The 22,603-nt window shown below is 62.2% G+C and carries 24 protein-coding genes; 7 read left to right on the top strand and 17 right to left on the bottom strand.

The window, feature by feature from the left end; translation table 11 throughout:
* The first annotated feature begins 74 nt into the window (after positions 1-74).
* The 3 genes from AC1DYF_RS08070 (at position 75) to relB (ending at position 1,445) form a co-directional block, all read left to right on the top strand.
* Positions 75-521, top strand: coding sequence for an N-acetyltransferase family protein (locus AC1DYF_RS08070; protein ID WP_477876183.1), 447 nt, complete (start codon positions 75-77; stop codon positions 519-521).
* 113 nt (positions 522-634) lie between these two features.
* A complete protein-coding gene (locus AC1DYF_RS08075; RefSeq protein WP_477876184.1) occupies positions 635-1,093 on the top strand; it encodes a calcium-binding protein in 459 nt (152 codons plus the stop codon).
* Between the two features lie 133 nt (positions 1,094-1,226).
* Positions 1,227-1,445, top strand: coding sequence for a type II toxin-antitoxin system RelB family antitoxin (gene relB / locus AC1DYF_RS08080; protein ID WP_477876185.1), 219 nt, complete (start codon positions 1,227-1,229; stop codon positions 1,443-1,445).
* A gap of 147 nt (positions 1,446-1,592) precedes the next feature.
* Here relB and pheT read toward each other — a convergent pair whose 3' ends face one another.
* The 6 genes from pheT to AC1DYF_RS08110 all read right to left on the bottom strand — a co-directional run bounded on the left by pheT (position 1,593) and on the right by AC1DYF_RS08110 (position 7,542).
* On the bottom strand, positions 1,593-4,022 hold the full coding sequence (pheT, locus tag AC1DYF_RS08085; RefSeq protein ID WP_477876186.1) for a phenylalanine--tRNA ligase subunit beta: 2,430 nt from the start codon (positions 4,020-4,022) through the stop codon (positions 1,593-1,595).
* The gene (locus tag AC1DYF_RS08090) at positions 4,019-4,438 is read right to left on the bottom strand and encodes a GFA family protein (RefSeq protein ID WP_477876187.1); all 420 of its coding nucleotides are present in this window, start codon (positions 4,436-4,438) and stop codon (positions 4,019-4,021) included. Before AC1DYF_RS08090 ends, pheT begins: the two co-directional genes overlap by 4 nt.
* Positions 4,435-5,517, bottom strand: coding sequence for a phenylalanine--tRNA ligase subunit alpha (pheS, locus tag AC1DYF_RS08095; protein WP_477876188.1), 1,083 nt, complete (start codon positions 5,515-5,517; stop codon positions 4,435-4,437). The genes AC1DYF_RS08090 and pheS overlap by 4 nt, the downstream gene beginning before the upstream one ends.
* Positions 5,518-5,626: 109 nt before the next feature.
* The gene (gene rplT / locus AC1DYF_RS08100; RefSeq protein ID WP_477876189.1) at positions 5,627-6,031 is read right to left on the bottom strand and encodes a 50S ribosomal protein L20; all 405 of its coding nucleotides are present in this window, start codon (positions 6,029-6,031) and stop codon (positions 5,627-5,629) included.
* 39 nt (positions 6,032-6,070) lie between these two features.
* Positions 6,071-6,274 (bottom strand): 50S ribosomal protein L35, encoded by a 204-nt coding sequence (gene rpmI / locus AC1DYF_RS08105; protein WP_477876190.1) that lies wholly within the window; start codon positions 6,272-6,274, stop codon positions 6,071-6,073.
* Between the two features lie 278 nt (positions 6,275-6,552).
* Positions 6,553-7,542, bottom strand: coding sequence for a lysylphosphatidylglycerol synthase domain-containing protein (locus AC1DYF_RS08110; RefSeq protein WP_477876191.1), 990 nt, complete (start codon positions 7,540-7,542; stop codon positions 6,553-6,555).
* Positions 7,543-7,635: 93 nt separating this feature from the next.
* Between AC1DYF_RS08110 and AC1DYF_RS08115 the strand changes: the two genes are divergently transcribed.
* Positions 7,636-8,634, top strand: coding sequence for a glycosyltransferase family 2 protein (locus tag AC1DYF_RS08115; protein WP_477876192.1), 999 nt, complete (start codon positions 7,636-7,638; stop codon positions 8,632-8,634).
* 1 nt (position 8,635) lies between these two features.
* Positions 8,636-10,132, top strand: a complete 1,497-nt coding sequence (locus AC1DYF_RS08120) for a glycosyltransferase family 39 protein (RefSeq protein ID WP_477876193.1) — start codon at positions 8,636-8,638, stop codon at positions 10,130-10,132.
* 3 nt (positions 10,133-10,135) lie between these two features.
* On the opposite strand, the gene AC1DYF_RS08125 is transcribed toward AC1DYF_RS08120, so the two are convergent.
* The 5 genes from AC1DYF_RS08125 to infC all read right to left on the bottom strand — a co-directional run bounded on the left by AC1DYF_RS08125 (position 10,136) and on the right by infC (position 13,870).
* Positions 10,136-11,491, bottom strand: coding sequence for an ATP-binding protein (locus AC1DYF_RS08125; protein ID WP_477876194.1), 1,356 nt, complete (start codon positions 11,489-11,491; stop codon positions 10,136-10,138).
* Positions 11,488-12,153 (bottom strand): response regulator transcription factor, encoded by a 666-nt coding sequence (locus tag AC1DYF_RS08130; RefSeq protein ID WP_477876195.1) that lies wholly within the window; start codon positions 12,151-12,153, stop codon positions 11,488-11,490. Before AC1DYF_RS08130 ends, AC1DYF_RS08125 begins: the two co-directional genes overlap by 4 nt.
* Before the next feature lie 7 nt (positions 12,154-12,160).
* Positions 12,161-12,619, bottom strand: a complete 459-nt coding sequence (locus tag AC1DYF_RS08135; protein ID WP_477876196.1) for a PepSY domain-containing protein — start codon at positions 12,617-12,619, stop codon at positions 12,161-12,163.
* A 159-nt stretch (positions 12,620-12,778) separates the two neighbouring features.
* Complete coding sequence (locus AC1DYF_RS08140) at positions 12,779-13,150, bottom strand: hypothetical protein (RefSeq protein ID WP_477876197.1); 372 nt, start codon at positions 13,148-13,150, stop codon at positions 12,779-12,781.
* Positions 13,151-13,333: 183 nt separating this feature from the next.
* Positions 13,334-13,870, bottom strand: coding sequence for a translation initiation factor IF-3 (gene infC, locus AC1DYF_RS08145; RefSeq protein WP_477876242.1), 537 nt, complete (start codon positions 13,868-13,870; stop codon positions 13,334-13,336).
* Positions 13,871-14,039: 169 nt separating this feature from the next.
* On the opposite strand from infC, the gene AC1DYF_RS08150 reads away from it, so the two are divergent.
* Both AC1DYF_RS08150 and AC1DYF_RS08155 read left to right on the top strand, forming a co-directional pair.
* Entirely contained in the window at positions 14,040-14,843 is an 804-nt protein-coding gene (locus AC1DYF_RS08150) for an alpha/beta hydrolase (RefSeq protein ID WP_477876198.1), read from the top strand.
* Positions 14,844-14,960: 117 nt separating this feature from the next.
* Positions 14,961-15,572 carry a transglutaminase-like cysteine peptidase gene (locus AC1DYF_RS08155; protein WP_477876199.1) on the top strand — a complete coding sequence of 204 codons (612 nt, stop codon included), beginning with the start codon at positions 14,961-14,963 and terminating at the stop codon, positions 15,570-15,572.
* Positions 15,573-15,614: 42 nt separating this feature from the next.
* Here AC1DYF_RS08155 and mbfA read toward each other — a convergent pair whose 3' ends face one another.
* The 6 genes from mbfA to AC1DYF_RS08185 form a co-directional block, all read right to left on the bottom strand.
* Entirely contained in the window at positions 15,615-16,598 is a 984-nt protein-coding gene (gene mbfA, locus AC1DYF_RS08160) for an iron exporter MbfA (RefSeq protein WP_477876200.1), read from the bottom strand.
* Between the two features lie 116 nt (positions 16,599-16,714).
* Entirely contained in the window at positions 16,715-17,080 is a 366-nt protein-coding gene (locus AC1DYF_RS08165) for a hypothetical protein (protein WP_477876201.1), read from the bottom strand.
* Between the two features lie 317 nt (positions 17,081-17,397).
* On the bottom strand, positions 17,398-19,782 hold the full coding sequence (locus AC1DYF_RS08170; RefSeq protein WP_477876202.1) for an aldehyde dehydrogenase family protein: 2,385 nt from the start codon (positions 19,780-19,782) through the stop codon (positions 17,398-17,400).
* A gap of 93 nt (positions 19,783-19,875) precedes the next feature.
* Positions 19,876-20,871 carry a deoxyribose-phosphate aldolase gene (deoC, locus tag AC1DYF_RS08175; RefSeq protein WP_477876203.1) on the bottom strand — a complete coding sequence of 332 codons (996 nt, stop codon included), beginning with the start codon at positions 20,869-20,871 and terminating at the stop codon, positions 19,876-19,878.
* A gap of 126 nt (positions 20,872-20,997) precedes the next feature.
* Positions 20,998-21,729, bottom strand: coding sequence for a DeoR/GlpR family DNA-binding transcription regulator (locus AC1DYF_RS08180; protein ID WP_477876204.1), 732 nt, complete (start codon positions 21,727-21,729; stop codon positions 20,998-21,000).
* 97 nt (positions 21,730-21,826) lie between these two features.
* Positions 21,827-22,591, bottom strand: a complete 765-nt coding sequence (locus AC1DYF_RS08185; RefSeq protein ID WP_477876205.1) for an HpcH/HpaI aldolase family protein — start codon at positions 22,589-22,591, stop codon at positions 21,827-21,829.
* Positions 22,592-22,603: the final 12 nt, after the last annotated feature.

The following is a 22,603-nucleotide window of genomic DNA, read 5'->3' on the forward strand; positions in this document are numbered from 1 at the left end:
CCAGGTCGCAATTTGCGGCCAAATGGCTGCCGAGGCGATGACCTCAGGGAAATGGGACGAGAGGGAGCAGATTGATGGCGTTTGAAATCAGGAATGTGCAGCAGCAGGACAAACCGGAATGGCTGATGCTGTGGAACGCCTATCTGGCTTTCTACGGGGTGGGCCTCGATCCGGCGATCACCGATGCCACCTGGAACCGTGTCCTCGATCCGACGTCGCAGGTCTGCATGCGGGTTGCGGAAGTCAACGGTGCGCTTGGCGGATTTGCCATCCATCTCTCGCATCCCTCCACCTGGGTGATGAACAATGACTGCTACCTTGAAGACCTGTTCCTCGACGAACGCCATCGCGGCGAGGGCATCGGCCGGGCGCTGATCGACGACCTCATCACCATCTGCAAGGAGAATGGCTGGGAGCGACTTTACTGGCACACGAATGAAGGCAATGTCCGGGCGCGAAAACTCTATGACAGCTATGTCATGCCGGACGGGCATGTGCGCTACCGGATGCGGGTGCGCTGACGGCGGTTCACGGCGGCGTCACAACAAGTTGAGCCGATATCACCGGGTTGTGGTGTGTGTTTTCCGGTGAACGGTCGCATTCTCTCCTCACCATTCGAGCGGGAGGCAGAGCAATGGCGAAAACCATCACCAATGGCAGCAAAAGCGGCGACATCGACGGAACCGATCATGGCGACGTCATCAACGGCATGGGCGGCGACGACGAGATCTATGGTGGCCATGGTCACGATGTCCTGACCGGCGGCCCCGGCAACGACACGTTCGTGTTCACGGAATTCGGCAAGGGCGACACCGACCACATCACCGACTTCAAGCACGGCGACAAGATCGGCATCGATCCCACCGTGTTCACGGCGTTCAAGAACGGCCATTTCATGTCCGGCGAATTCTATATCGGGCCGATGTCGCTCGATAGCGATGACTATCTGAATTACGACCCGACCACCGGCCACCTCTATTATGACGACGATGGCAACGGCCCGGACAAGCAACACCTGCTTGCGACCTTCGACCACAAGCCGATGCTGCACGCCCACGATTTCGTGCTCGTCCACGAGCACGACGTGATGTGAGGTTTTCGCAGGGCGCGGTGGCTTCCGGAGGGAGGTTGCTCCTCCCGGAAGCCGCTTTTGCATGTTGCCACAGCCTAACTTGAATTCAACGACGTCCGTGCTACGTGCAACATTGTTGTACGAGGATCATTTCATGGCGACGGTTAGCATCCGCATAGACGATGAAACGAAATGCCACTGGAATGATCTGGCCAAGGCCCATGGCCTCAATCAAAGCGAGCTTTTTCGCCAGGCGATCATCGAAAAGCTGGAAGAGCTCGAAGATTTTTACGTCGTGAAGGACCGTAGAGTAAAACCTTTCAAGACCCTCTCGAACGAGGATGTCTGGAAGGAACTGGGCCTTGAGGATTGAACGGCATCCGGGAAGCACTCGCGATCTACGCCAAAAGCTGGTTCCCTATTCCGGCAATATGAAAGGCTTCGTGCCGGTCATAAGCGTCGCACATCGAAGCGTCGCCTATGACCAGCGCCATCTCAAGCAGCCGGAAAACCGGAAGAATTAGCCGCGCAGCGCACCGCCGGTCGATTTCTCGACATTCGACACGATCCGGCCGGTCAGTGCCTCGAAATCCTCATCCGTCAGCGTGCGATCGGCCGGCTGGATCGACACTTCGATCGCTACCGACTTCTTGCCCTCACCCAGCGAACCGCCTTCGAACACGTCGAAGAGGGTGACGCCGGTGATCAGCTTGCGGTCGGCGCTGCCGGCGGCCTTGATGATCGCACCGGCCTCAACGCTTCTGTCGACGACGAAGGCGAAGTCGCGCTTGACGGCCTGGAAGGGCGAGAGTTCCAGCACCGGCTTGGTGCGGGTGGCCTTCTTCTTCGGCTCCGGCAGGCGGTCGATGACGATCTCGAAGCCGGCGAGCGCGCCGGAGACATCCAGCGCTTCGAGCGTCTTCGGATGGAATTCGCCGAAATGACCGATAACCAGTTTCGGCCCCATCTTGATCGTGCCGGAACGGCCAGGGTGATACCAGGCCGGGCCGCCCTGCTCGATCTGCAGGTTGGCAACCGGGAAGCCGCAGGCTTCGAGCACGGCCAGTGCATCGGCCTTGGCGTCATAGACGTCGACCGGCTTGCCGCCGCCCTTATCCTTGTTGGACCAGAGGCGGCCCGCACCATTCAGGCTCGCCGTGCCGCGGCGGATGCCGCCGGCGATGCGGCGCTGGCCGTCCGGCAGATCATTCTCATAGGTGCCGGAGACTTCGAAGATCGCCACGTCGCCGTGACCCTTGTCGGCATTGCGCTGGGCTGCGGCCAGCAGGCCGGGCAGCAGAGACGGCCGCATGTCGGACATGTCGGCAGCGATCGGGTTTTCGAGCTTCAGACTGGCGRCACCGCCGCCGAACAGGACGGCATGCTCGGTCGGGATGAACGACCAGGTCACGGCTTCCAGCATGCCGCGCGAAGCGAGCGCGCGCTTGGCGAGACGGGTGCGGATCTGTAGCGTCGTGAGGATGCGACCGTTGACGTCGCCGAGCCGCGGCAGCGGCTGCGGCTTGATCTCGCTGATGCCGTGGATGCGCATGACTTCCTCGACCAGATCGGCCTTGCCGTCGACATCCGGGCGCCAGGAGGGGACATAGGCCTTGACCGTGTCGCCTGAGCCTTCGGTGCGGAAACCGAGACGGTTGAGGATATCGAGGCTTTCGGCCTTCGGCACGTCGAGGCCGGTCAGGCGCTTGACCTCGGAAAGCGGGAAGGTGACTTCCTTGGCCTTGTGGCCTTCATAGCCGACGACATCCGTCTTCGCGGCCAAGCCGCCGCAGAGTTCCAGCACCAGTTCGGTGGCGCGTTCGAGGCCGGGCACCATATAGTCCGAATCGACGCCGCGTTCGAAACGATAGCGGGCATCGGTGATGATGCCGAGCGAGCGGCCGGTGCGGGCAATGCTGAGCGGGTCCCAGAGCGCCGATTCGATCAGGACGTCGACGGTGTTCTCGTCGCAGCCGGAATGCTCGCCACCCATGATGCCGCCGATCGATTCGACGCCGTTCTCGTCGGCAATGACAACATTAGCCGGCGAAAGAACATATTCGCGGGTGTCAAGCGCCATGACTTTTTCGCCGTCCTTGGCGCGGCGGACGGTCAGATTGCCCTTGACCTTGGCGGCGTCGAAGACATGCAGCGGCCGGCCCTGGTCGAAGGTCATGTAATTGGTGATGTCGACCAGTGCATTGATCGGCCGCTGGCCGATGGCGCGCAATTGCTTCTGCATCCAGGCGGGGCTCGGGCCGTTCTTGACGCCGCGCACGAGKCGGAGCGCGAAGCCGGGGCAGAGCCCCTTGTCCTCATCGCTGAAATCGAGCTTGACCTTGACCGGCGTCTCGCCTTCGACCTTGAAGCTCGGAGCGGCGCGCGTCTTCAGCGTGCCGAGGCCGGAGGCAGCGAGATCGCGGGCGATGCCGTGGATGCTGGTGCAGTCCGGACGGTTCGGCGTCAGGTTGATCTCGATCACCGGATCGTCGATGCCATAATAGGCGGCGAAGGACGTGCCGACCGGTGCATCGGCCGGCAGGTCGATGATGCCGTTGTGGTCGTCGGAAATCTCCAGTTCCTTTTCCGAGCACATCATGCCGCGGCTTTCGACACCGCGGATGGCCGAGATGCCGAGCGTCACGTCGAGGCCGGGAATATGCGTGCCGGGCGCAGCAAAGGCGCCGACCAGGCCGGCCCGCGCATTCGGCGCGCCGCAGACGACCTGCACCGGAGCACCAGTGCCGGTGTCGACCGACAGAACCTTCAGCTTGTCGGCCTGGGGATGCTTTTCCGCGGTCAGAACCTTGGCGATGATGAAGGGCTTGAAAGCCGCCTTGTCATCGACGCCTTCGACTTCCAGACCGATCAGCGTCAGCCGCTCGCAGATCTGATCGAGCGTGGCGTCGGTTTCGAGATGGTCCTTCAACCAGGAGAGTGTGAACTTCATTCGTGTGCTCCATCGGGTCGCGGCACGCTCGTCCGTTCCAACTGCGGCAAGCCGTCACCAATATGAAAATAGGGCAGTTTCTGGCCGACCCAGGCATGGAGGGTTGGAACATAGCGTTCCTGATGATCCATGGCGCCGAGGGTCAGGTAGATGTCGTCGGGCAGGCGGGCGTCCAGATAGGCAAGTGGCGTGCCGCAGACCGGGCAGAAGTGGCGCGTCACCGTGCCGTTCACATAGTCGGCCTTGGTGCCGGTAAAGGTGGATGCTTCCGCCTTGAAGCCGACGAAAGCCGAGAGCGGGGCACCGCTTGCCTTGCGGCAATCAACACAGTGACAATAGCTGACATGGAACGGCTCGGCGCGCGCCTCAAAACGCACCGCACCACATCGGCAGTTGCCTGTGTGAAGGCTCGTCATGCGCTCAAACCGCCGAACAGCGTCGGCAGGTCGAGCGGGCGGAAGCCGTAGTGGGTCATCCAGCGGACATCGGCATTGAAGAAGTCGCGCAGGTCGGGCATGCCGTATTTCAACATGGCGATGCGGTCGAGGCCCATGCCCCAGGCAAAGCCCTGATATTCATCCGGATCGAGCCCGCCGGCGCGCAGCACATTGGGATGCACCATGCCGCAGCCCAGGATCTCCATCCAGTCGGTGCCTTCGCCGAACTTGATCACGTCGCCGGAGCGGTCGCACTGGATGTCGACCTCGACCGACGGTTCGGTGAAGGGGAAGAAGGACGGGCGGAAGCGCATGTTGACAGAAGGCACTTCGAAGAAGGCTTTGCAGAACTCTTCCAGCACCCAGCGCATATTGGCGACATTGGCCGATTTATCGATCACCAGGCCTTCGACTTGATGGAACATCGGCGAATGGGTGGCGTCTGAATCCTGCCGGTAGGTCTTGCCCGGAATGATGATGCGGATCGGCGGTTTTTGCGTCTCCATGGTGCGGATCTGCACCGGCGAGGTGTGCGTGCGCAGCACCTTGCGCTCGCCCTTGGCGTCCGGCGGCAGGAAAAACGTGTCGTGCATTTCGCGGGCCGGATGGCCTTCCGGGAAATTCAGCGCCGTGAAATTGTAATAATCGGTCTCGATATCCGGACCTTCGGCAATCGAGAAACCCATGTCGCCGAAAATGGCGGTGATCTCGTCGATGATCTGGGTGATCGGATGGATGCGGCCGCGCTCGGCCGGCGAATTGCGGACGGGCAGCGTCACGTCCAGCGTCTCGCGCTTCAGCCGTTCATTGATCGCCTGGTCCTTGAGGTCGGCCTTGCGGGTGGCGATCTCGGCGGTCACTTCGTTCTTCAGGACGTTGATGGCGGCGCCGCGGGTCTGGCGCTCTTCCGGGCTCATCGTGCCCAGCGTCTTCAGGAGCTCGGAGATCGAGCCCTTCTTGCCGAGAGCATTGACGCGGACATTTTCGATCGCCGCTTCATCGGCAGCAGTGGCGATTTCCGCGAGGAGGGTCTGTTTCAACTGGTCGAGATCGGACATGCTGCGCTCGTATTTTGCGGAGGAAATGCGGACGGATAGTCAAGAAAAAACCCGCGCTAGCCTGCCAGCGCGGGTTTCCCAAAAGTGCAAGTGAGAGGGAAGCGCTGGCTTACTTGACCACGCTTTCAAACTCATTGGTGGTGCCGGCGTCCTTGAGGTAGCCGAGCGCCTTCTTGGAAGCAGCGACGAGCGCGCCGAAAGCCTCGGCTTCGGTGATCGCCATGTTGGACAGAACCTTGCGGTCGACTTCGATGCCGGCCTTGGTCAGGCCGTCGATGAAGCGGCCATAGGTCAGGCCATGCTCGCGGACGGCGGCATTGATGCGCTGAATCCAGAGAGCGCGGAAATTGCGCTTCTTGACCTTGCGGTCGCGCGTCGCATACTGCATCGAGCGATCGACGGCAGCCTTTGCGGTGCGGATCGTGTTCTTGCGGCGGCCGTAGAATCCACGGGCTGCCTTCAAAACCTTCTTATGCTTGGCGTGGGCGGTAACGCCTCTTTTTACACGTGCCATGTCATGATCTCCTTACGTAAACAACAGATACCGCTAGTCTCAGAGACCGTTCGGCAGATAGTTCTTGATGACCTTCTTGCCATCGGGCTCGGCGAGCACCATGGTGCCGCGCGCGTCGCGAATGAACTTGTTGGAACGCTTGATCATGCCGTGGCGCTTGCCGGCAGCAGCCGACAGAACCTTGCCGGTGGCGGTGATCTTGAATCGCTTCTTGGCCGCCGACTTCGTCTTCATCTTGGGCATTTTGCTACTCCATTGTTCTGGTTATTGAGAAGCTTGGCTGATGAGGCCTGCTTCAAGCATAAGAACGGCCACGGCATGCCCTGCCGGACCGTTCGGACGCGCGCTTATAACCGCATGTCCGGGAAAGCGCAACGGGGTGGTGGGGGATTCTTTTTCGGGAGTTTTCGGCCGGGGCTACCCCCCTCTGTCCTGCCGGACATCTCCCCCTCAAGGGGGGAGATTGATATGCCGCCACCTCCTTGCCCAAAGCGACGGCAGTTCAGGATTCTTCGGCAGCGTCAAGGTCGGGGAGCGCGCCGCTTGCCAATCTCCCCCCTTGAGGGGGAGATGTCCGGCAGGACAGAGGGGGGTGCTGGCAGCAGGAGAGAGATTCCCGTTCCCACGACGGCAGAAACGATCACCAACAAATGCGCATTGATGCTCGCCTTCGCCAGCAGTGACAGCGACGCCTTGCTAATCCCAAACGCCGCCGCCCCCGCCGCAATGCCAGCCGGATATGTCCCGACGCCACCCGGCGCATGCACCGGCAGCACAGACGACAATTCTCCACCCAGCGCCCCGCCAAAACAGGCCGCGATCGGGTCAATGCCCATCAGGCGCAGCACCCAGGCCAGCACGATGACTTTGACGCCCCAATTCAGCACGGTGAGAAACCAGGCGCGCAAAAAAGCTGCGACGTCGCGCGGAATGCCATCCTCGATCTGATCGGCAAATTTGACGATCTTTTCCGGCAGCTTCCGCCGGGCCAGCCCGACGGCCGGCTCTTTCAACGGAAAGAGCAGAAGCGGCAGGACAAGAAAAATCAGCCAGACCACGCACGCCCACACCTTATATCCTGTATCCGCCACCAGCCCCACCCCCSCCGCCGCCAGCAGCGCATGCAGGTCGAGCAGGCGCAAAACCAGCAGTGCGGCCGTACCATGCGCCAGCGGCACGCCGAATTCCGAGCGCATCAGCAGCGGAAAGCTGGTCTCGCCGGCGCGGAAGGGCAGCATGATGTTGAGCAGATTGTGAATCTGCGTCACCCGGAACAGCCAGAGGAAGCGGCCGGCCGTCTCGCGCGGAAAATAATCCTGCATGCGATGCGTCCGGATGACATAGGTGCCGACCAGCAGCGCCAAGGCCGCGAGAATGGTCCAGACGCCGACAGCGCGCCAGCCTTCCAGGATGACGCCCCAGCCCCAGATCCATTGCACGAAGCCGGCATAGGCGGCGATCACCAGAACCGCCAGAAGTGCTATGCGGTTTCGGCGAAACCAATCCTGCATGGAACTGTGGGCCTTCCCTATCGATTGCTTTGCTGCGGCGCCTGCTATAACAGAAGGCGCTTGCAAAACCAGCCCATTCCGGAGCAACCCGCGTTGTTACAGTCACCATCCGCCTTGCAGGCCGACACCGAGCCGGCATATGCGATCGAGCTCTCCGTCCTCATCCCCCTGCACAATGAGGAAGAGAACGTCACCTTGATGATCGAGCGGGTCGCCGAGGCGCTCAAGGATTTCGGCAAGCCGTGGGAACTGATCATCATCGACGACGGCTCGACCGATGCAACGCTCGCGCGCGCCCGCAAGGAGCTCGGCAAGCCCGGTTTCGATCTCAGGATCATCGAGTTCCAGCGCAATTTCGGCCAGGCAGCCGGCCTGCAGGCGGGTTTCGATGCGGCGCGCGGCCGGCTGATCGCCACGCTCGACGGCGATCTGCAGAATGATCCCTTCGACATTCCGCGGATGATCGTTGAACTCGAAGAGCGCGAGCTCGACATGCTCTGCGGCTGGCGCAAGAGCCGGCAGGACGGGCTATGGCTGCGGCTCATTCCCTCCTGGATCGCCAACCGGCTGATCGGCAATATCACCGGCATCAAGATTCATGACTATGGCTGCGGGCTGAAACTCTATCGCGGCGAGATCGTCAAGCAGGTCCGGATCATGGGCGGCATGCATCGCTTCATTCCGGCCTGGGTGGCGAGCGTCGTGCCGTCGACACGCATCGGCGAGGTGGTAGTCAACCACCATGCCCGCCAGTTCGGCACCTCGAAATACGGCATTTCCCGTACCTTCCGGGTGATCCTCGACCTGCTCGCCGTGCTGTTTTTCATGCGGTTCCGCGCGCGGCCGGGCCATTTCTTCGGCATGATCGGGCTCTCCTTCGGCGGCATCAGCGCCTTGATGTTCCTCTATCTCTTCATCCTGAAATTCGGCTTCGGCGAAAGCATCGGCACGCGGCCGATGCTGACCATTGCCATGATGCTGTTCGTCGGCTCGGTGCAGATGATCACCACCGGCATTCTCGCCGAAATGCTCGCCCGCTCGCATACCGGCACGATCAGCTATGTGATCCGCAAGACCTACGGCGAGGATTGATGTGGCGTCCCGGATCGCGCGGCCCGTCAGCCTGCTCTTCCTGGTTCTGGCGCTCTATTTCGCCGTCAATATCATCGTTCGCCTGAGCCTGCCGGCATCGCTGGAGCTCGACGAAGCCGAGCAGGTGTTCTTCTCGCAATGGCTGGCGCTCGGCTACGGGCCGCAGCCGCCGCTCTACAACTGGCTGCAGATCGGCACCTTCGCTCTGGTCGGCAGATCCTTGCTCGGGCTGAGCCTGCTCAAGAATGTGCTGCTGTTCTCGACCTATCTGTTTTCCTGGCTGGCGGCGCGCCAGGTGCTCAGGGATCGCAGTCTTCAGATCGTTGCCGTCCTCGGTCTGCTCACTTTGCCGCAGGTCTCGTTCATGGCCGAACAGGATCTCGCCCATACCGTGGCCCTGATCGCGGCAACCGCTCTCTTCCTTTATGCCTTGTGCCGCATCCTGGTCCGGCCGGACATTGTTGCCTACCTGATCGCCGGCCTTGCGGTCGCATTGGGGGTGCTGGCGAAGTATAATTTTGTGCTCCTGCCGGTGGCCGCCCTGCTTGCCGTGTTGCCGGAGCAGGATTTGCGCGACCGGATATGGAACTGGCGGCTTCTTGTCGCCCTGCTTCTGGCCTTCGTGCTTGTCCTGCCGCATGCAATCTGGTTGATCCGGCATCTGGATTTCGCGACCGCCGAGACCCTCGGCAAGATGAAGGATCACCACAAGACCTCACCCGGGCTGGTCTCGTCGATCAGGGGCGTGGCGTCCCTGGCCGTGGCCTTTCTCGCATTTTCGGCGCTGACGCTGGTGATTTTCGCCGGCGTCTATCGCCGGCAGGCGTGGACCGTGCTGACGGCATCGTCGCCGACGATCCGCATCATCGAGCGGATGCTGCTGATCCTGCTGGCCGCCTTGCTGCTGGTCATCATCGGCACGGGGACGGTCATGGTGCGCGAACGCTGGCTCGATCCCTTCCTGCTGATCCTGCCGCTTTATCTCTGCCTGAAGATCGAAGCGGCGGACGCTGCCGACCGCCTGAAGCGTCCCGGCCTGCTGGCGATACCGCTGATCATCCTGATCGCGGTGCCGGCCAGCATCGCGCTCCGCGTCCTGCTGGCGCCTTCAGGGGGCTATACGCGGCTCAACATTCCGACCGACCGCTTTGTCGAAAGCGTCGTGTCCGAGCCCAGAATCGCTCCCGCAGTGGTGATCGCCGGCGACCGGCGCCTCGCCGGCAATATTGCCCTGCTGCTTCCGGGTGTGCCGGCGATGACACCGCAACATCCCGATTTTACGCTGTCCTTTGCCGCCAGCGCCACGCGACCGCTGCTGCTTGCCTGGTCGATGCCTGGAGATGGCGAGATGCCGGAAGCGCTTCGCCAGTGGCTGGCGGCCAACGGATATGCCGAGGCCAGGATCGATGCGCGCTCACTCGCACTGCCCTATCATTTTGCGCATAATCAGGACAGCTACGCGTTCGGCTACGCCTGGATTTCTCCCACGGCAAAATAGAGGTCACACCGGCCTCGCCACCGTGTGGCGCGGCGGATTGACCGGCATGTCAAGTGTGATTTCCAGCCCTCCAAGGTCCGAGCGGCCCGGCACGACACTCGCGCCATAGGCCTCGGCGATATCACGGGTGATCGCCAGTCCGAGGCCGGAGCCGCCCGTCTCATCATCGGCATGCTGGCCGCGTTTGAGGATGTCGTCATACTGGCTTTCTTCGACGCCGGGGCCATCGTCGGCAACGACGAGCATCACCCGCTCGCCGCGTCTCTCAGCCGTCACCGCGATCACGGCATTGGCCCATTTCGTCGCATTGTCCAGCACATTGCCGATGGCTTCGGCGAGGTCGGCCGGATCGATCGTCACCTTCAGGTCGCCAGTCATGTCGACCTTCCAGCGCAATGCACGCTGGTCGGTCAACGGCTTCAGGACCTGGATCAGCCTATGCGTCAGCTCCCCGACATCGGCGGTCGCCATGCGCTCGACACCCAGGCGGGCGGCCTGCAATTGCCGGTCGGCACGCTGGCGGATGGCATCGACCTGCTTGAATGCCATCGCCGCCGATTCCGGGTCCATCGATGCGGCGAGTTGCGCCAGCACCGTCAGCGGCGTCTTGAGGCCGTGGGCGAGATCGGAGGCGCGGCTGCGCGCCCGCTCGACGGCGGTTTCGCGCTCCTTGAGCAGAAGGTCGATCTCGCGCACCAGCGGCAGCACCTCGCTTGGTCCTTCATTGCCGAGTTCGGTCAGCGTGCCGGCGCGGATCTCGGCTATCTTGCGCCTGAGGCGATCGAGCGGTGCAAGACCGGCTGCCGCCTGGATCGTGGCGCCGGTGGCCAGCAGGGCGGCGGTGATCAGCAGCATCAATTGCAGCTGGCCATGAAAGCCGGTGAGAGCCACGTTCAGCTCGGATTTGGGGAAAGCGGTGTAGATGCAGAAAATCTGGGCATTCCGCCCCTCCCCGATCCGAGATTTCTGCGCCATGACCAGGATATCATTGCCGTCCGGCCCGGTGCCGATTCTGAAGTCGCGGTATTTCGACGCCCTAAGGCTTTCGTCGGCGATCACCGTGTCCCAGAGCGAGCGGGAGCGCTCAACGACCTTTTCGCCAACTTCAAGCTCCCAATAGCGCCCTCCGGCCGGGAGGTTGAGCCGCGGATCGGATGGGGTGCTGGAAAGCCGGGGCCGGCCGTTCTCGATTGTCACCGCCGCCGTCAGACTGTCTGAAAGCACGGTCATCTCTGTGCGATATTGGTCGACAACATAGTCTGTGAAGACACGACTGAGGGTCCACCAGACGAGCAGCAAGGCCACCGCGATCGCCACCGCGGCGCCGACTGCCAGCCGGAACCGCAGGGAGCGGATCATTCCGCATCGCCTGTGATGAGGTAGCCGAAGCCGCGCCGGTTCTGGATCGAATCGGGCGCCGTCTTCTTCCTGAGCCGCGTCACCATCGCCTCGATGGCGTTCTTGGCCGCGTCGTCGTCGCGCCCCTGCACATGCGTCGCCAGTTCCATCGCCGATACCGCCTGGCCCGGCCGACTGACGAGATAGGAGAGCAGCCGGTATTCCATCGGGCTGACTTCGATCGGCTGGTTGTCGAAACTGATGCGTTTGGCGATCTCATCGAGACCGAAACGGCCGGCGGTGATGAGAACCTGGGCGCGTAGCTGCGAGCGGCGCAAGAGCGCGCGCAGCCGTGCCAGCAGTTCCTCGGCGCGAAACGGTTTTGGCAGATAATCATCTGCGCCGGCGTCGAAACCGTCGACGCGCTCCATCCACGAACCGCGCGCTGTCAGCACCAGGACGGGGGTGACGACGCCTGCCTGGCGCCAGCGGCGAAGGATGGAAAGGCCATCCATGCCCGGCAGGCCAAGGTCGAGAATGATGGCGGCATAGTCACCCGTCTCGCCACGTTCCCAGATCTCCGGCCCATGCGTGGCGCGCTCCGTCAGGTAGCCGGCGGCGTCGAGCTGGCCGGCTACCAGGGCAGCAATCGCGCCATCGTCTTCGGCAAGCAGAATGCGCATTTTATCCTCAGAATCCCAGAATTCCCACGAAGGCGCCGGTCTTGGCGTCCAGCCGGATGGTCGAGATCACGCCGTCCGAATGCCGCATCTTGATCCGGTATTGTGCCCGGCCGAAGACCGAGACCAGCTTGACGTCAATGACCTTGCCGCGAAAGCGCGTGTCGACGATCCCGAGCGCCTTCTTCAACGAAATGATACTGCCGTTCCTGACCGCACGCAGGGCCTGGTCCTGGTCGGTGCCAGGATGATTGCTGGTATTGGCGCCGTTGTCATTGTTGTTGTCGCCGCCGCCGTCATCGTTGTTGTGCCCGCCATCGTCATGCCCACCGTCATCATGGCCTCCATCGTCGTGACCGCCATCATCATGACCGCCGTCGTCCGCATGCGCAGGCCTGAGCGGGCCTGGCGCCGGCAGAAGCAGCGTTGTCAGCGCCACAAGCACGATAAATGAGCGCCTTTCGATCATGCGGACCGCCTCAACTCGGAAAACCAATCATGGACGCAGCCCGGGCGACGGTCAATCAAATCGAATCGGCAGTGAGGCCCGCCACCGGGGGGAGTGGCGGGCAGGTTCGCCGGTGCTGGGCGGCGGGGGCGGCGAACCGTTTGGAAAATTCAAGCAGGATCAGTCGTCGACGCCGCCGGCATCGTCATCGGTGCCATTGTCGTCGGTGCCGCCGCTATCGTCGTCGGTGCTGTCGTCATCCGTGCCGTCGTCGTCGGAACTGTCATCGTCCGAACTATCGTCGTCATCATCGGTGGTCGTCTGGGTCGTCGAATTGCTTTTGCCACCACGATGGTTGTGATGCGTCTCGGTCTTGCCATGGTGGGTGCCGTGCTTGCCGCCGACGCCTTGATCGTGCTGGCCGTGATTGCCTTTTGCGAAGGCGGCGCCTTCGAGGTTCGGCAGCAGCGGGTTGGTCACGAGCCATGAGAACGCGACCGTGGACGCGAGGATTGCCCGACGTCCTTTTACTCCCAGGGATTTCAATTGCATGTTGACCTCTCCTAGATCGCGGGTCCGACCCGCTTTCGCTGGAATCGCCGTATCGATTCCATGAGAGGATGATGCCGCATCCATGCTGACAGCTTGCTGAGTCCGCCTGTCAGCGTCCTGTCAGCAAAAAGCCGTCCGGGGCGCGCGCCGGACGGCTTTTTCTGGGAATCTGCCGGATGGCGCTTATTTCGGCGCCAGGACCATCATCATCTGACGTCCCTCGAGCTTCGGCTCGGCCTCGACCTTGGCAATGGCCTGAGTGTCGTCGCGAACCTGGTGCAGGAGCTTCATGCCGAGCTCCATATGAGCCATTTCACGGCCACGGAATTTCAAGGTCACCTTGACCTTGTCGCCGTCGTCGAAGAAACGCTGGATGGCCTTCATCTTCACGTCGTAATCGTGCGTGTCGATGTTGGGACGCATCTTGATTTCTTTGATTTCAATGATCTTCTGTTTCTTGCGGGCTTCGGCCGTCTTCTTCTGGGTCTGATACTTCAGTTTGCCCAGATCGAGGATCTTGCACACCGGCGGTTCGGTGTTCGGCGAGATCTCGACGAGATCGAGGCCGGCGGCTTCCGCCATGGCCAGTGCCTGGTCGGTCGGCACGATGCCTTGATTGGCGCCTTCTGCGTCAATGAGCTGAATGCGGGGGACGCGGATTTCCCTATTCGAACGCGGTCCGTCTTTGGTAGGGCCTTCCGCCTTGAAAGGTCTGCGAATGGTCGTATTCTCCTGGATTGTTTACAATAGCGGTTTCCTCTGCCATCAGCGGCATTCGAATGCAATGGCGATCCGGCTGAGAGAAGACTTCGTAGCATGACTTCTGACAAAAATCATCCCTGAAAATGGTGCAATTTCACCGGTTTGCAAGAGCCGACAAGGACTTTCGATGACTGCTTCCACACAATCGCCGACATTCATTGCCGCGGGCGCCGGTGACAGCCCGCGCGATATCGCCGTTATCGCCTGCGAGCCTGCGGGCAAGAAGGCGAAAACGGTGGTCGTCTGGTGCGGCGGCTTTCTCTCCGACATGACCGGCACGAAAGCCGTGGCGCTCGAGGAATTTTCGCTGGCGCACGGGCTTGGCTTCGTGCGATTCGACTATAGCGGGCATGGACGGTCGAGCGGACACTATACCGGTGGCACGATCTCCATCTGGCTCGAAGACGCCATGGCCGTGCTCAAGGCCTTTACCGGCAAGCGGCGCCTGATCCTGGTCGGCTCGTCGATGGGCGGCTGGATTGCACTCAGGATCACGCAAGAACTGCGCAAAGCCAAGCAGGGCAAGCGGCTGGCCGGCATCGTGCTGATCGCGCCGGCGCCGGATTTCACCGCCGAACTGATCGAGCCGCGGCTGACCGACAAGGAGCGCGGCGAGCTCGACCAGAAGGGCTATTTCGAAAAGCCGTCGCAATATTCCCCGGAACCCTATCGCTACACCAAAGCGCTGATCGAGGACGGCCGCGCCAACCGGGTGATGGACGGGCTGATCGAAACCGGCTGCCCGGTGCATATCCTGCAGGGCATGAAGGACCCCGACGTCCCTTATAAGCACGCGATGACGGTCATGGAGAAAATCGTCGGCGACGACGCGATCCTGACCTTGATTCGAGAAGGCGACCATCGCCTGTCGCGGCCGGAGGACCTTGAGCGAATCTGTTCGGCTGTGCTCGCAATGTCACAAGATGCTTAAATACCGCCCCGCTCTTAACCATGTTAAACGAACATTATGGTTAACGGTTCCTTAACGCGTTGACAATTTCGCCCCTGATCCTGTTTACTCTTTGTTAACGGATGAATGGGGCGGGCAATGACCGGGATCATCACAAAGGCTGGCTGGACGATTGCGTCCGTGTTGGCAGGGCTTCTTCTGAGCTCCAATGCAGATGCGGCTTCCCGCTTCATGCAGGTGGGCGCGATCACCTCGCAGCCGATCGGCCATTACGAATTCTGCCAGATCCATGAGGACGAGTGCAATATCAAGTCGGCCAACACCGTGGCGCCGCGCGTTACCGAGCATGGCTGGGATATCGTCCAGGACGTCAACCTCAAGGTCAATCACGACATCATTCCGATGACCGACCAGGAACTCTACGGCAAGGATGAGGTCTGGGCCTATCCGACCTATGCCGGCGATTGCGAGGATTTCGCGCTGCTCAAGCGCCGCATGCTGCTGCAGGCGGGTTTCTCGCCGGCCGACCTGCTGATGACCGTGGTGCGCAAGCCCGATGGCGAAGGCCATGCGGTGCTGACGCTCCGGACCTCCGATGGTGACTATATCCTCGACAACCTGACCAGCGAGGTCAAGCTCTGGTCCGACACGCCCTACCGCTATCTGAAGCGGCAGGCCTCGTTCAACACGGGCCGCTGGGTGACGATCGAGAATTCCGACGAAGTCGTGGTCGGCGCCGTCAACAACTGATCGACGATTTGCTGAGTTTTTACAAACGCCTGACGGTCTCCGTCAGGCGTTTCCTATCAATATGCCGGCCGCCAGCACCAGTGCCCCGCCCAGCACCACTTGCAGCACCGCCTTGAAGAACGGCGTCTCCATATAGCGGTTCTGGATGAAGGCGATCGCCCAGAGTTCGACGAACACCACGATCACCGCGATCGTCGTCGCCAGCCGGAAATTCGGGATCAGATAGGGCAGCGCATGCCCCAGCCCGCCAATGGCGGTCATGACGCCCGAAGCGACGCCGCGCTTGATCGGCGAGCCGCGCCCGGAAATCACGCCATCGTCATGCGCCGCCTCGGTGAAGCCCATGGAAATGCCGGCGCCGACTGCAGCCGACAGGCCAACCAGGAAGGTTTTTGTCGTGTCGCCGGTGGCGAAGGCGGCGGCGAAGATCGGCGCCAGCGTCGACACCGATCCGTCCATCAGCCCGGCAAGACCGGGCTGCACCCAGGTAAGCACCAATTGCCGCCGCGCGGTCTCGTCCTCTTCCTCGCGGGCATCGTCCGGCAGATATTTTTCGCCCAGTTGATGCGCCAGCCCTTCATGCTGCTTCTCGGCAATGGCCAAGTCGCCCAGCAGCTTGCGCGTCGAGGCATCCGTCGACTGCTGTGCGGCCTTGAGGTAGAAGCGATGGGCGGCTTCCTCCATCAGTTCGGCCTGCTTGCGGGCTTCGGCCACCGACAGCGTGCGGATCAGCCAATCGGGCTTGCGTTCGGGGAATTCGCGCACGTGCTCGCGGCGGACCAGCGGAATGCGGTTGCCGAAGCGCACCTTATGCTCATCGATCAGGATCTGGCGGTGATGGCTCTCCTCCTCCGCCATGTCCTCGAACACTTTCGCCGAATGCGGGTAGTCCGTGCGTAGCGCATCGGCATAGGCGAGATAGATGCGGCCGTCGTCTTCCTCATTGGAAATGGCAAGCGCCAAGACCTCCTGCTCGGAGAGAGAAGACAGCGGCCGCTTTGACGGGCTGAAAGGATTGGTGAACATCGCGGCACCTTTTTAGAATAATTCTAAATAGAAGGTCGGACCGCGATGGTCAAGCGTGGTTGGAGCCATCGGAAGGCGCACGGCCATGGATCGCCATGACCGCCTTGCTTGCCTGATTATTCCTGGATCGAGATCAGCCGCGTGCTGCCGCCGTTGCAATGATAGCAGCAGTTCGGGCACGATCCGCGCTGGCCTGGGCCGACGCCCCAGTAGATGCCGTTCTTGTCGCCCGAGACCCAGGCGCCGTAGCAGATATTCTCGTCGTCCTGGCAGGACAAGGTGATGTGCTGGCGGCCCTCGAGCAGCGGATAGATCTGGCCATTGCCCGGCCAGACATGGTCGCGGTCCTGGCTGTAGAACTCCATATCCACCGCGCCATAATCATTGCTGAGCTGGAAAGTCAGCGTTTCGGCGGATGCCACCGCGCCGCCGAGAATGCCGATCAAAGCCATCGCGACGACGGAAAGTCTCAGAAATTTCATCACGTCTCTCACCCCTTGAATGCCGGCTTCCCCACAAAGCATGATCCCGGCGGTGAGACCTTGGCAGATTCTCGCCATCGGTTGTCCGACCATTTTTGGGACTGTCGAAGAATGGGGGGATATGCCGCGATATGGACCCTTCGAGGCTTTTCCGGCTGCGCCGAAAACTGCCCCGGGGCGAGGTGGAATGTGCATCGCCGCTGGCGCCCCAAGTTCTCCTTGCTGCGGCAATGCTTCGGTGAAGAAGACACTCCCCCCTATCGAGAGGAGTGTTCAGTGCATCGGTGATTGACCTGCCCGTCGAGCGGAGGAAACCCTCATTCCCCGTAGGGAATCCAGACGTTCTTCACGTCCGTCGCGCGGCGCAGGAAAAGCGGGCCCTCGCCCTGGGCGGGGTCCATCCAGTCGAAGCCCTTGCCGTAATCGGTAAACACACGCTTCAGATTGCCGATCGAGGCCTTTTCCGCCATCGCCGACAGCGCCTGCGAGCCGAAAGCCCAGAGTGCGTCGACATCGTTGTGGCTGGCGAGCGACTTGCCGAGCTCCATCGCCGAACCGGTGACGATGTTGATCACGCCGGCCGGGACATCGGAGGTTTCGAGCACGGTGTAGAAATCCGTGGCCGACAGCGGATAGGGTTCGCTCGGCACGGTGACAACGCGATTGCCGACGGCGACCAGCGGGGCGACCAGCGAGATGAAGCCGAGCAGCGGCATTTCCGGCGGGCAGATCACGCCGACCACGCCCTGCGGTTCCGGCAGCGCCAGTGCCACGCCCCGCAGCGGCGGCGTGTGGATCAGGCCCTCATATTTGTCGGCCCAGGCGCCATAGGTGAAGAGACGCGAGACGGCAGCCTCGACTTCCGCTTTGGCCGAGGCCGGGCTGCGGCCGGTCTGGGCGGCGATGCGGGCGGCGAATTCATCCTCGCGGGACGCCAGGTTCTCGGCGATGTAATAAAGGATCTGCGCCCGGTTATGCGCTGTGGCGGAGGCCCAGCCGGAGGCGGATTGCGCCGCGGCAACGGCATTGCGGATGTCCTTGCGATTGCCCTCGCCGACTTCGCCGACCACCTTGCCCTTGGGCGACAGGATCGGCCGCGAATAATTGCCGTCCGGCCGCGCCTGCTTGCCGCCGACGAAAAGCTTTGCCGTACGGTCGACCACCGGGGCTGCGAAATCGCCGGGCGTGGTCTTGAGCTGCGGCACGGCGATTTCCGCACGTGGCTTGGCATTGGCCCAGGCCTTCGGCTTCAGATATTCGTATGCGCCTTCCTTGCCGCCCTCGCGGCCAAAGCCGGACTCCTTCTTGCCGCCGAAACCGGCCGAGGCATCGAAGAGATTGGTGGCATTGACCCAGACGACGCCCGCTGCGAGCTTTGCCGCGACATGCAAGGCTAGGCCGATCGTCTCGCTCCAGACGGATGCCGCGAGGCCGAAGCGGGTGTGATTGGCAAGCTGCACCGCCTCTTCCGGCGTGCGGAAGGTCATGGAGACGGCGACCGGCCCGAAGATTTCCTCGGTGGCGACGATCGAGGTCGGTTGGACGTTGGCAAGCAAAGTGGGGCGATAGAAAGAGCCAGTCTTCGGCAGGTCGATTTCGCTCTGGAAGAGTTCGGCGCCTTCCTCGACGCCCTGGTTGACCAGTTTTTYGATGCGGCGGAGCTGCACCGGGTCGATGATCGCGCCCATGTCGATCGCCTTGTCGAGCGGATGGCCGACACGCAGCGTCTGCATCCGGCGACGCAGCCGGGCATGGAATTTCGGCGCCACGCCTTCCTGCACCAGAATGCGCGAGCCGGCGCAGCAGACCTGGCCCTGGTTGAACCAGATGGCATCGACCACGCCCTCGACCGCGCCGTCGATATCGGCATCGTCGAAGACGATGAACGGTGACTTGCCGCCAAGTTCCAGCGTCAGCGACTTGCCGGAGCCGGCGGTTTTCTCGCGGATGATGCGGCCGACCTCGGTCGAGCCGGTAAAGGCGATCTTGTCGATCCCGGCATGGTCAACAACCAGCGCGCCGGTCTCGCCTTCGCCGGTAATGACGTTGAGCACGCCCGCCGGCAATCCGGCGGCAGCCGCCAGTTCGGCGAACAGCAGCGCCGTCAGCGAGGTGAATTCAGCCGGCTTCAGCACCACGGTATTGCCGAGCGCCAGTGCCGGCGCCACTTTCCAGGCAAGCGTCAGCAGCGGGAAGTTCCAGGGAATGATCTGGCCGACGACGCCGACCGGATTGTGATCGGCGAATTCGGTTTCCGTCAGCTGCGCCCAGCCGGCATGGTGATAGAAATGCCGGGCGGCGAGCGGTACGTCGATATCGCGCGTCTCGCGGATCGGCTTGCCGTTGTCGATCGCCTCGATCACGGCGAGCAGGCGGCCGTGCCGTTGGATCATGCGGGCCAACGCATAGAGATGGCGGGCGCGCTGATGGCCGGAAAGCTTTGCCCACTGCGCCTGGGCCTTGCGGGCGGCGGCAACGGCGGCGTCGACATCTGCAGCCGTGCCAATGGCGAGCTTGGCTAGATCGGCGTTGGTGGCCGGTTCATGCGTGGTAAAGGTTTCGCCGTCGGCCGAGGGGCGGAATTCGCCATTGATGAAATGGCCGAAGGTGGAATTGTGCCGCTTCAGCCAGGCGCGGGCTTCGGTATCGGCTTCGGGGGCGGGACCGTAGGACATTTCGTCGAAATAGGTTGCAACGGACATTTTGGGCTCCTCAAGCATTTCGCGGGCAGGGTAGACTGCCCTTGAAACGCGCTAAAACGGGCGGGAGCGGTTCCGAAAAACCGCTCCGGGCGATCAGCCGATCGGATGGCGCACGAACGACGAGTAAGCGCCGGTAAGGTGATGCTCGAGCTGGCGCTCGATATCGGCCAGCAGGCTCGAAGCACCGATGCGGAACAGATCCGGCTCCAGCCATTCGCGGCCCAGCTCGTCCTTCATCAGGAACTGGTAGTTCAGCACGTCCTTGGCGGTGGAAATGCCGCCGGCCGGCTTGTAGCCGACCTTGAAGCCGGTGCGCTCCTCATATTCCCTGATCATCCTGAGCATGACCAGCGTCACGAGCAGCGTCGCATTGACGCCTTCCTTGCCGGTCGAGGTCTTGATGAAGTCGGCGCCGGCCATCATGCAGACCAGCGAGGCGCGCGCGACATTGCGTAGCGTCTTCAGGTCGCCGGTGGCGAGGATCGCCTTGACATGCGCGTCACCGCAAGCGGCACGATAATCCTGCATTTCGCGATAGAGCGCTTCCCAATTGCCGGTCAGCACATGTTCGCGGGTGATGACGATGTCGATTTCCCGAGCGCCATCGGCGACGGAAGCCTCGATCTCCTTCAGCTTGGTGTCGTGTGGCGACAGGCCGGCGGGAAAGCCGGTGGAAACGGCAGCCACCGGAATGCCGGTGCCATCCAGCGCCTCGACGGCGGTCGAAACGAAGCGGTGGTAGACGCAGATGGCGCCAGTGGTGATCTTGCGGTCACCCATGCCGAGCGCGTCGAGCAGGTCCTGCCGCACCGGGCTCGCGGCCTTGGCGCAGAGGCGCTTGACGCGGCCGGCGGTGTCGTCGCCGTTGAGCGTCGTCAGGTCGATGCAGGTCACGGCCTTCAACAGCCAAGCGGCCTGTGCATCGTTCTTGACCGTGCGGCGGCCCGGCAGCGTGGCGACGCGGCGCTCTCCCGCGGAGAGATTGACACGCTGGTCCATGACCCAGCCGAGGTCGAGTTCCATGCCCGGATTGCGCGGCCAGCCGTGATTGACGAGCCCAAGCGGTTTATCGATCGTAGATTTGTCCATGTCGGCCTCCCGACCCTGCCAGCGGCAGATTTGTTATAATTCTAACAGATACTGTTCTATTTACATCAAATCGGCAAATCGTCAAGGGACTATGGGCTGAAACGGCGGCTGGAATGCGGCAATATCTCATTCCTCGCCTTCCGGCTCCCATGCCCCCTCTTCCGTATAGATCGCATCGAAATCGTCGGCCTTGGCGAAGAAGGCCGGCCTGATCCTCCCGAGCTTGGAATTGTCGAGCACCAGGATATTGCGCGCCGAAATGTTCATCGCCTTGCGCTTGATCTCCGCCTCATGGAAGTGGATGGCGGTGGCGCCGCGCGCCGCGTCGAGGCCGGCGGCGGAGAGGAAGGCGGTGTTGACGCCAAGCTGGTCGAGCAGTGTCAGGCCCGCCTCGCCGGAGAAGGAAGCGGAGGCGGGGTGATAGAAGCCGCCCATCATGATCAGCCGCACATGCGGCTTGGAGGCTAGCCGCTCGGCAATGTTGAGCGCGTAACAGACCACGGTCAGCGGCATGTCGTTCGGCAGCAGGTCGACAAGATGGATCAGCGTCGTGCCACAGTCCATGAACACCGTGTCCTCGGCGCGCAGATGCTCGACGGCGAACTGGCAAGCCTTGCGCTTGGCCGATGCATGCTTGTCGGCGGCAATGGCAAGTTCGTAGGGCTGTTCCGGCTCGACCGCCTGGGCCGGCATGATATGGCCGCCGAGATAGACGAAGCGGCTCGATTCACCGGCAATGTCGCGGCGGATGGTCATTTCGGAGACGCCGAGCGCCTGGGCGGCGTCCCGCAAATGGATGACGCCGCGCTCCAGGATCAACGCTCCGAGCCTGTCGAGCCGTTCCCTGTTGCGTACCATCAGCTTTGTCCCCATTCACGGTTCGACCAGAGGATGCCGGCTAATCTGTGAACCGTCAACCGGTCTTGTTATTTTTTTAACAAAATTGACCGAGCCGCTATGCGTAGATCTGCTTGATCTGCTTGAGCCCGTTGACCAACGTGCCGACATCGGAGGCGACCGTAATCATGTTGGCGCCGAGGTCCTGGTAGTGCTTGGCATGCTTTGGGTCGAGCATATAGATGCCGGCTGCCTTGCCATGGGCGCGGATACGCTTGATCGTATCCTCGATCACCGCCTGCACCTCCGGCGCGAAGGGATTGCCGAGATGGCCCATGTCGGCCGAGAGATCGGACGGGCCGATGAACAGGCAATCGACGCCGTCCACCGTGGCGATTTCGTCGAGGGCTGCGATTGCCGCGCGGCTTTCGAGCTGCAGCATCAGGCAAATCTGGTCATCGGCCGTGGCCAGATAATTATCGACCGTGCCGAAAGCGGCGGCGCGGGCCGAGCCGGCGCCGACGCCACGCACCCCGCGCGGCGGATAGCGCACTGCCCTGACCAGCATCTCGGCCTGTTCACGGCTTTCCACCATCGGGATCAGCAGCGATTGCGCTCCCATGTCGAGAAGCTGCTTGATCAGGTAGGTTTCGCCGATCGGCGGCCGCACGCACACGGATGAAGCCGAACTTTTCAACACCTGCAGCTGCTCCATGATGGTGCGCAGATCGTTCGGCGAATGTTCGCCGTCGATCATCACCCAGTCGAAGCCGATCGTGCCCGCCAGTTCGGCCGTATAGCTGTTGGCCAGCGACAGCCAGAGTCCGGTGGTGGCCACGCCGCGTTTCAGGCGGGCCTTGAGCAGATTTTCAGGGGCGGGCATGGCAACTCCGTG

This window comes from Rhizobium sp. P2_G9, from assembly GCF_056403475.1.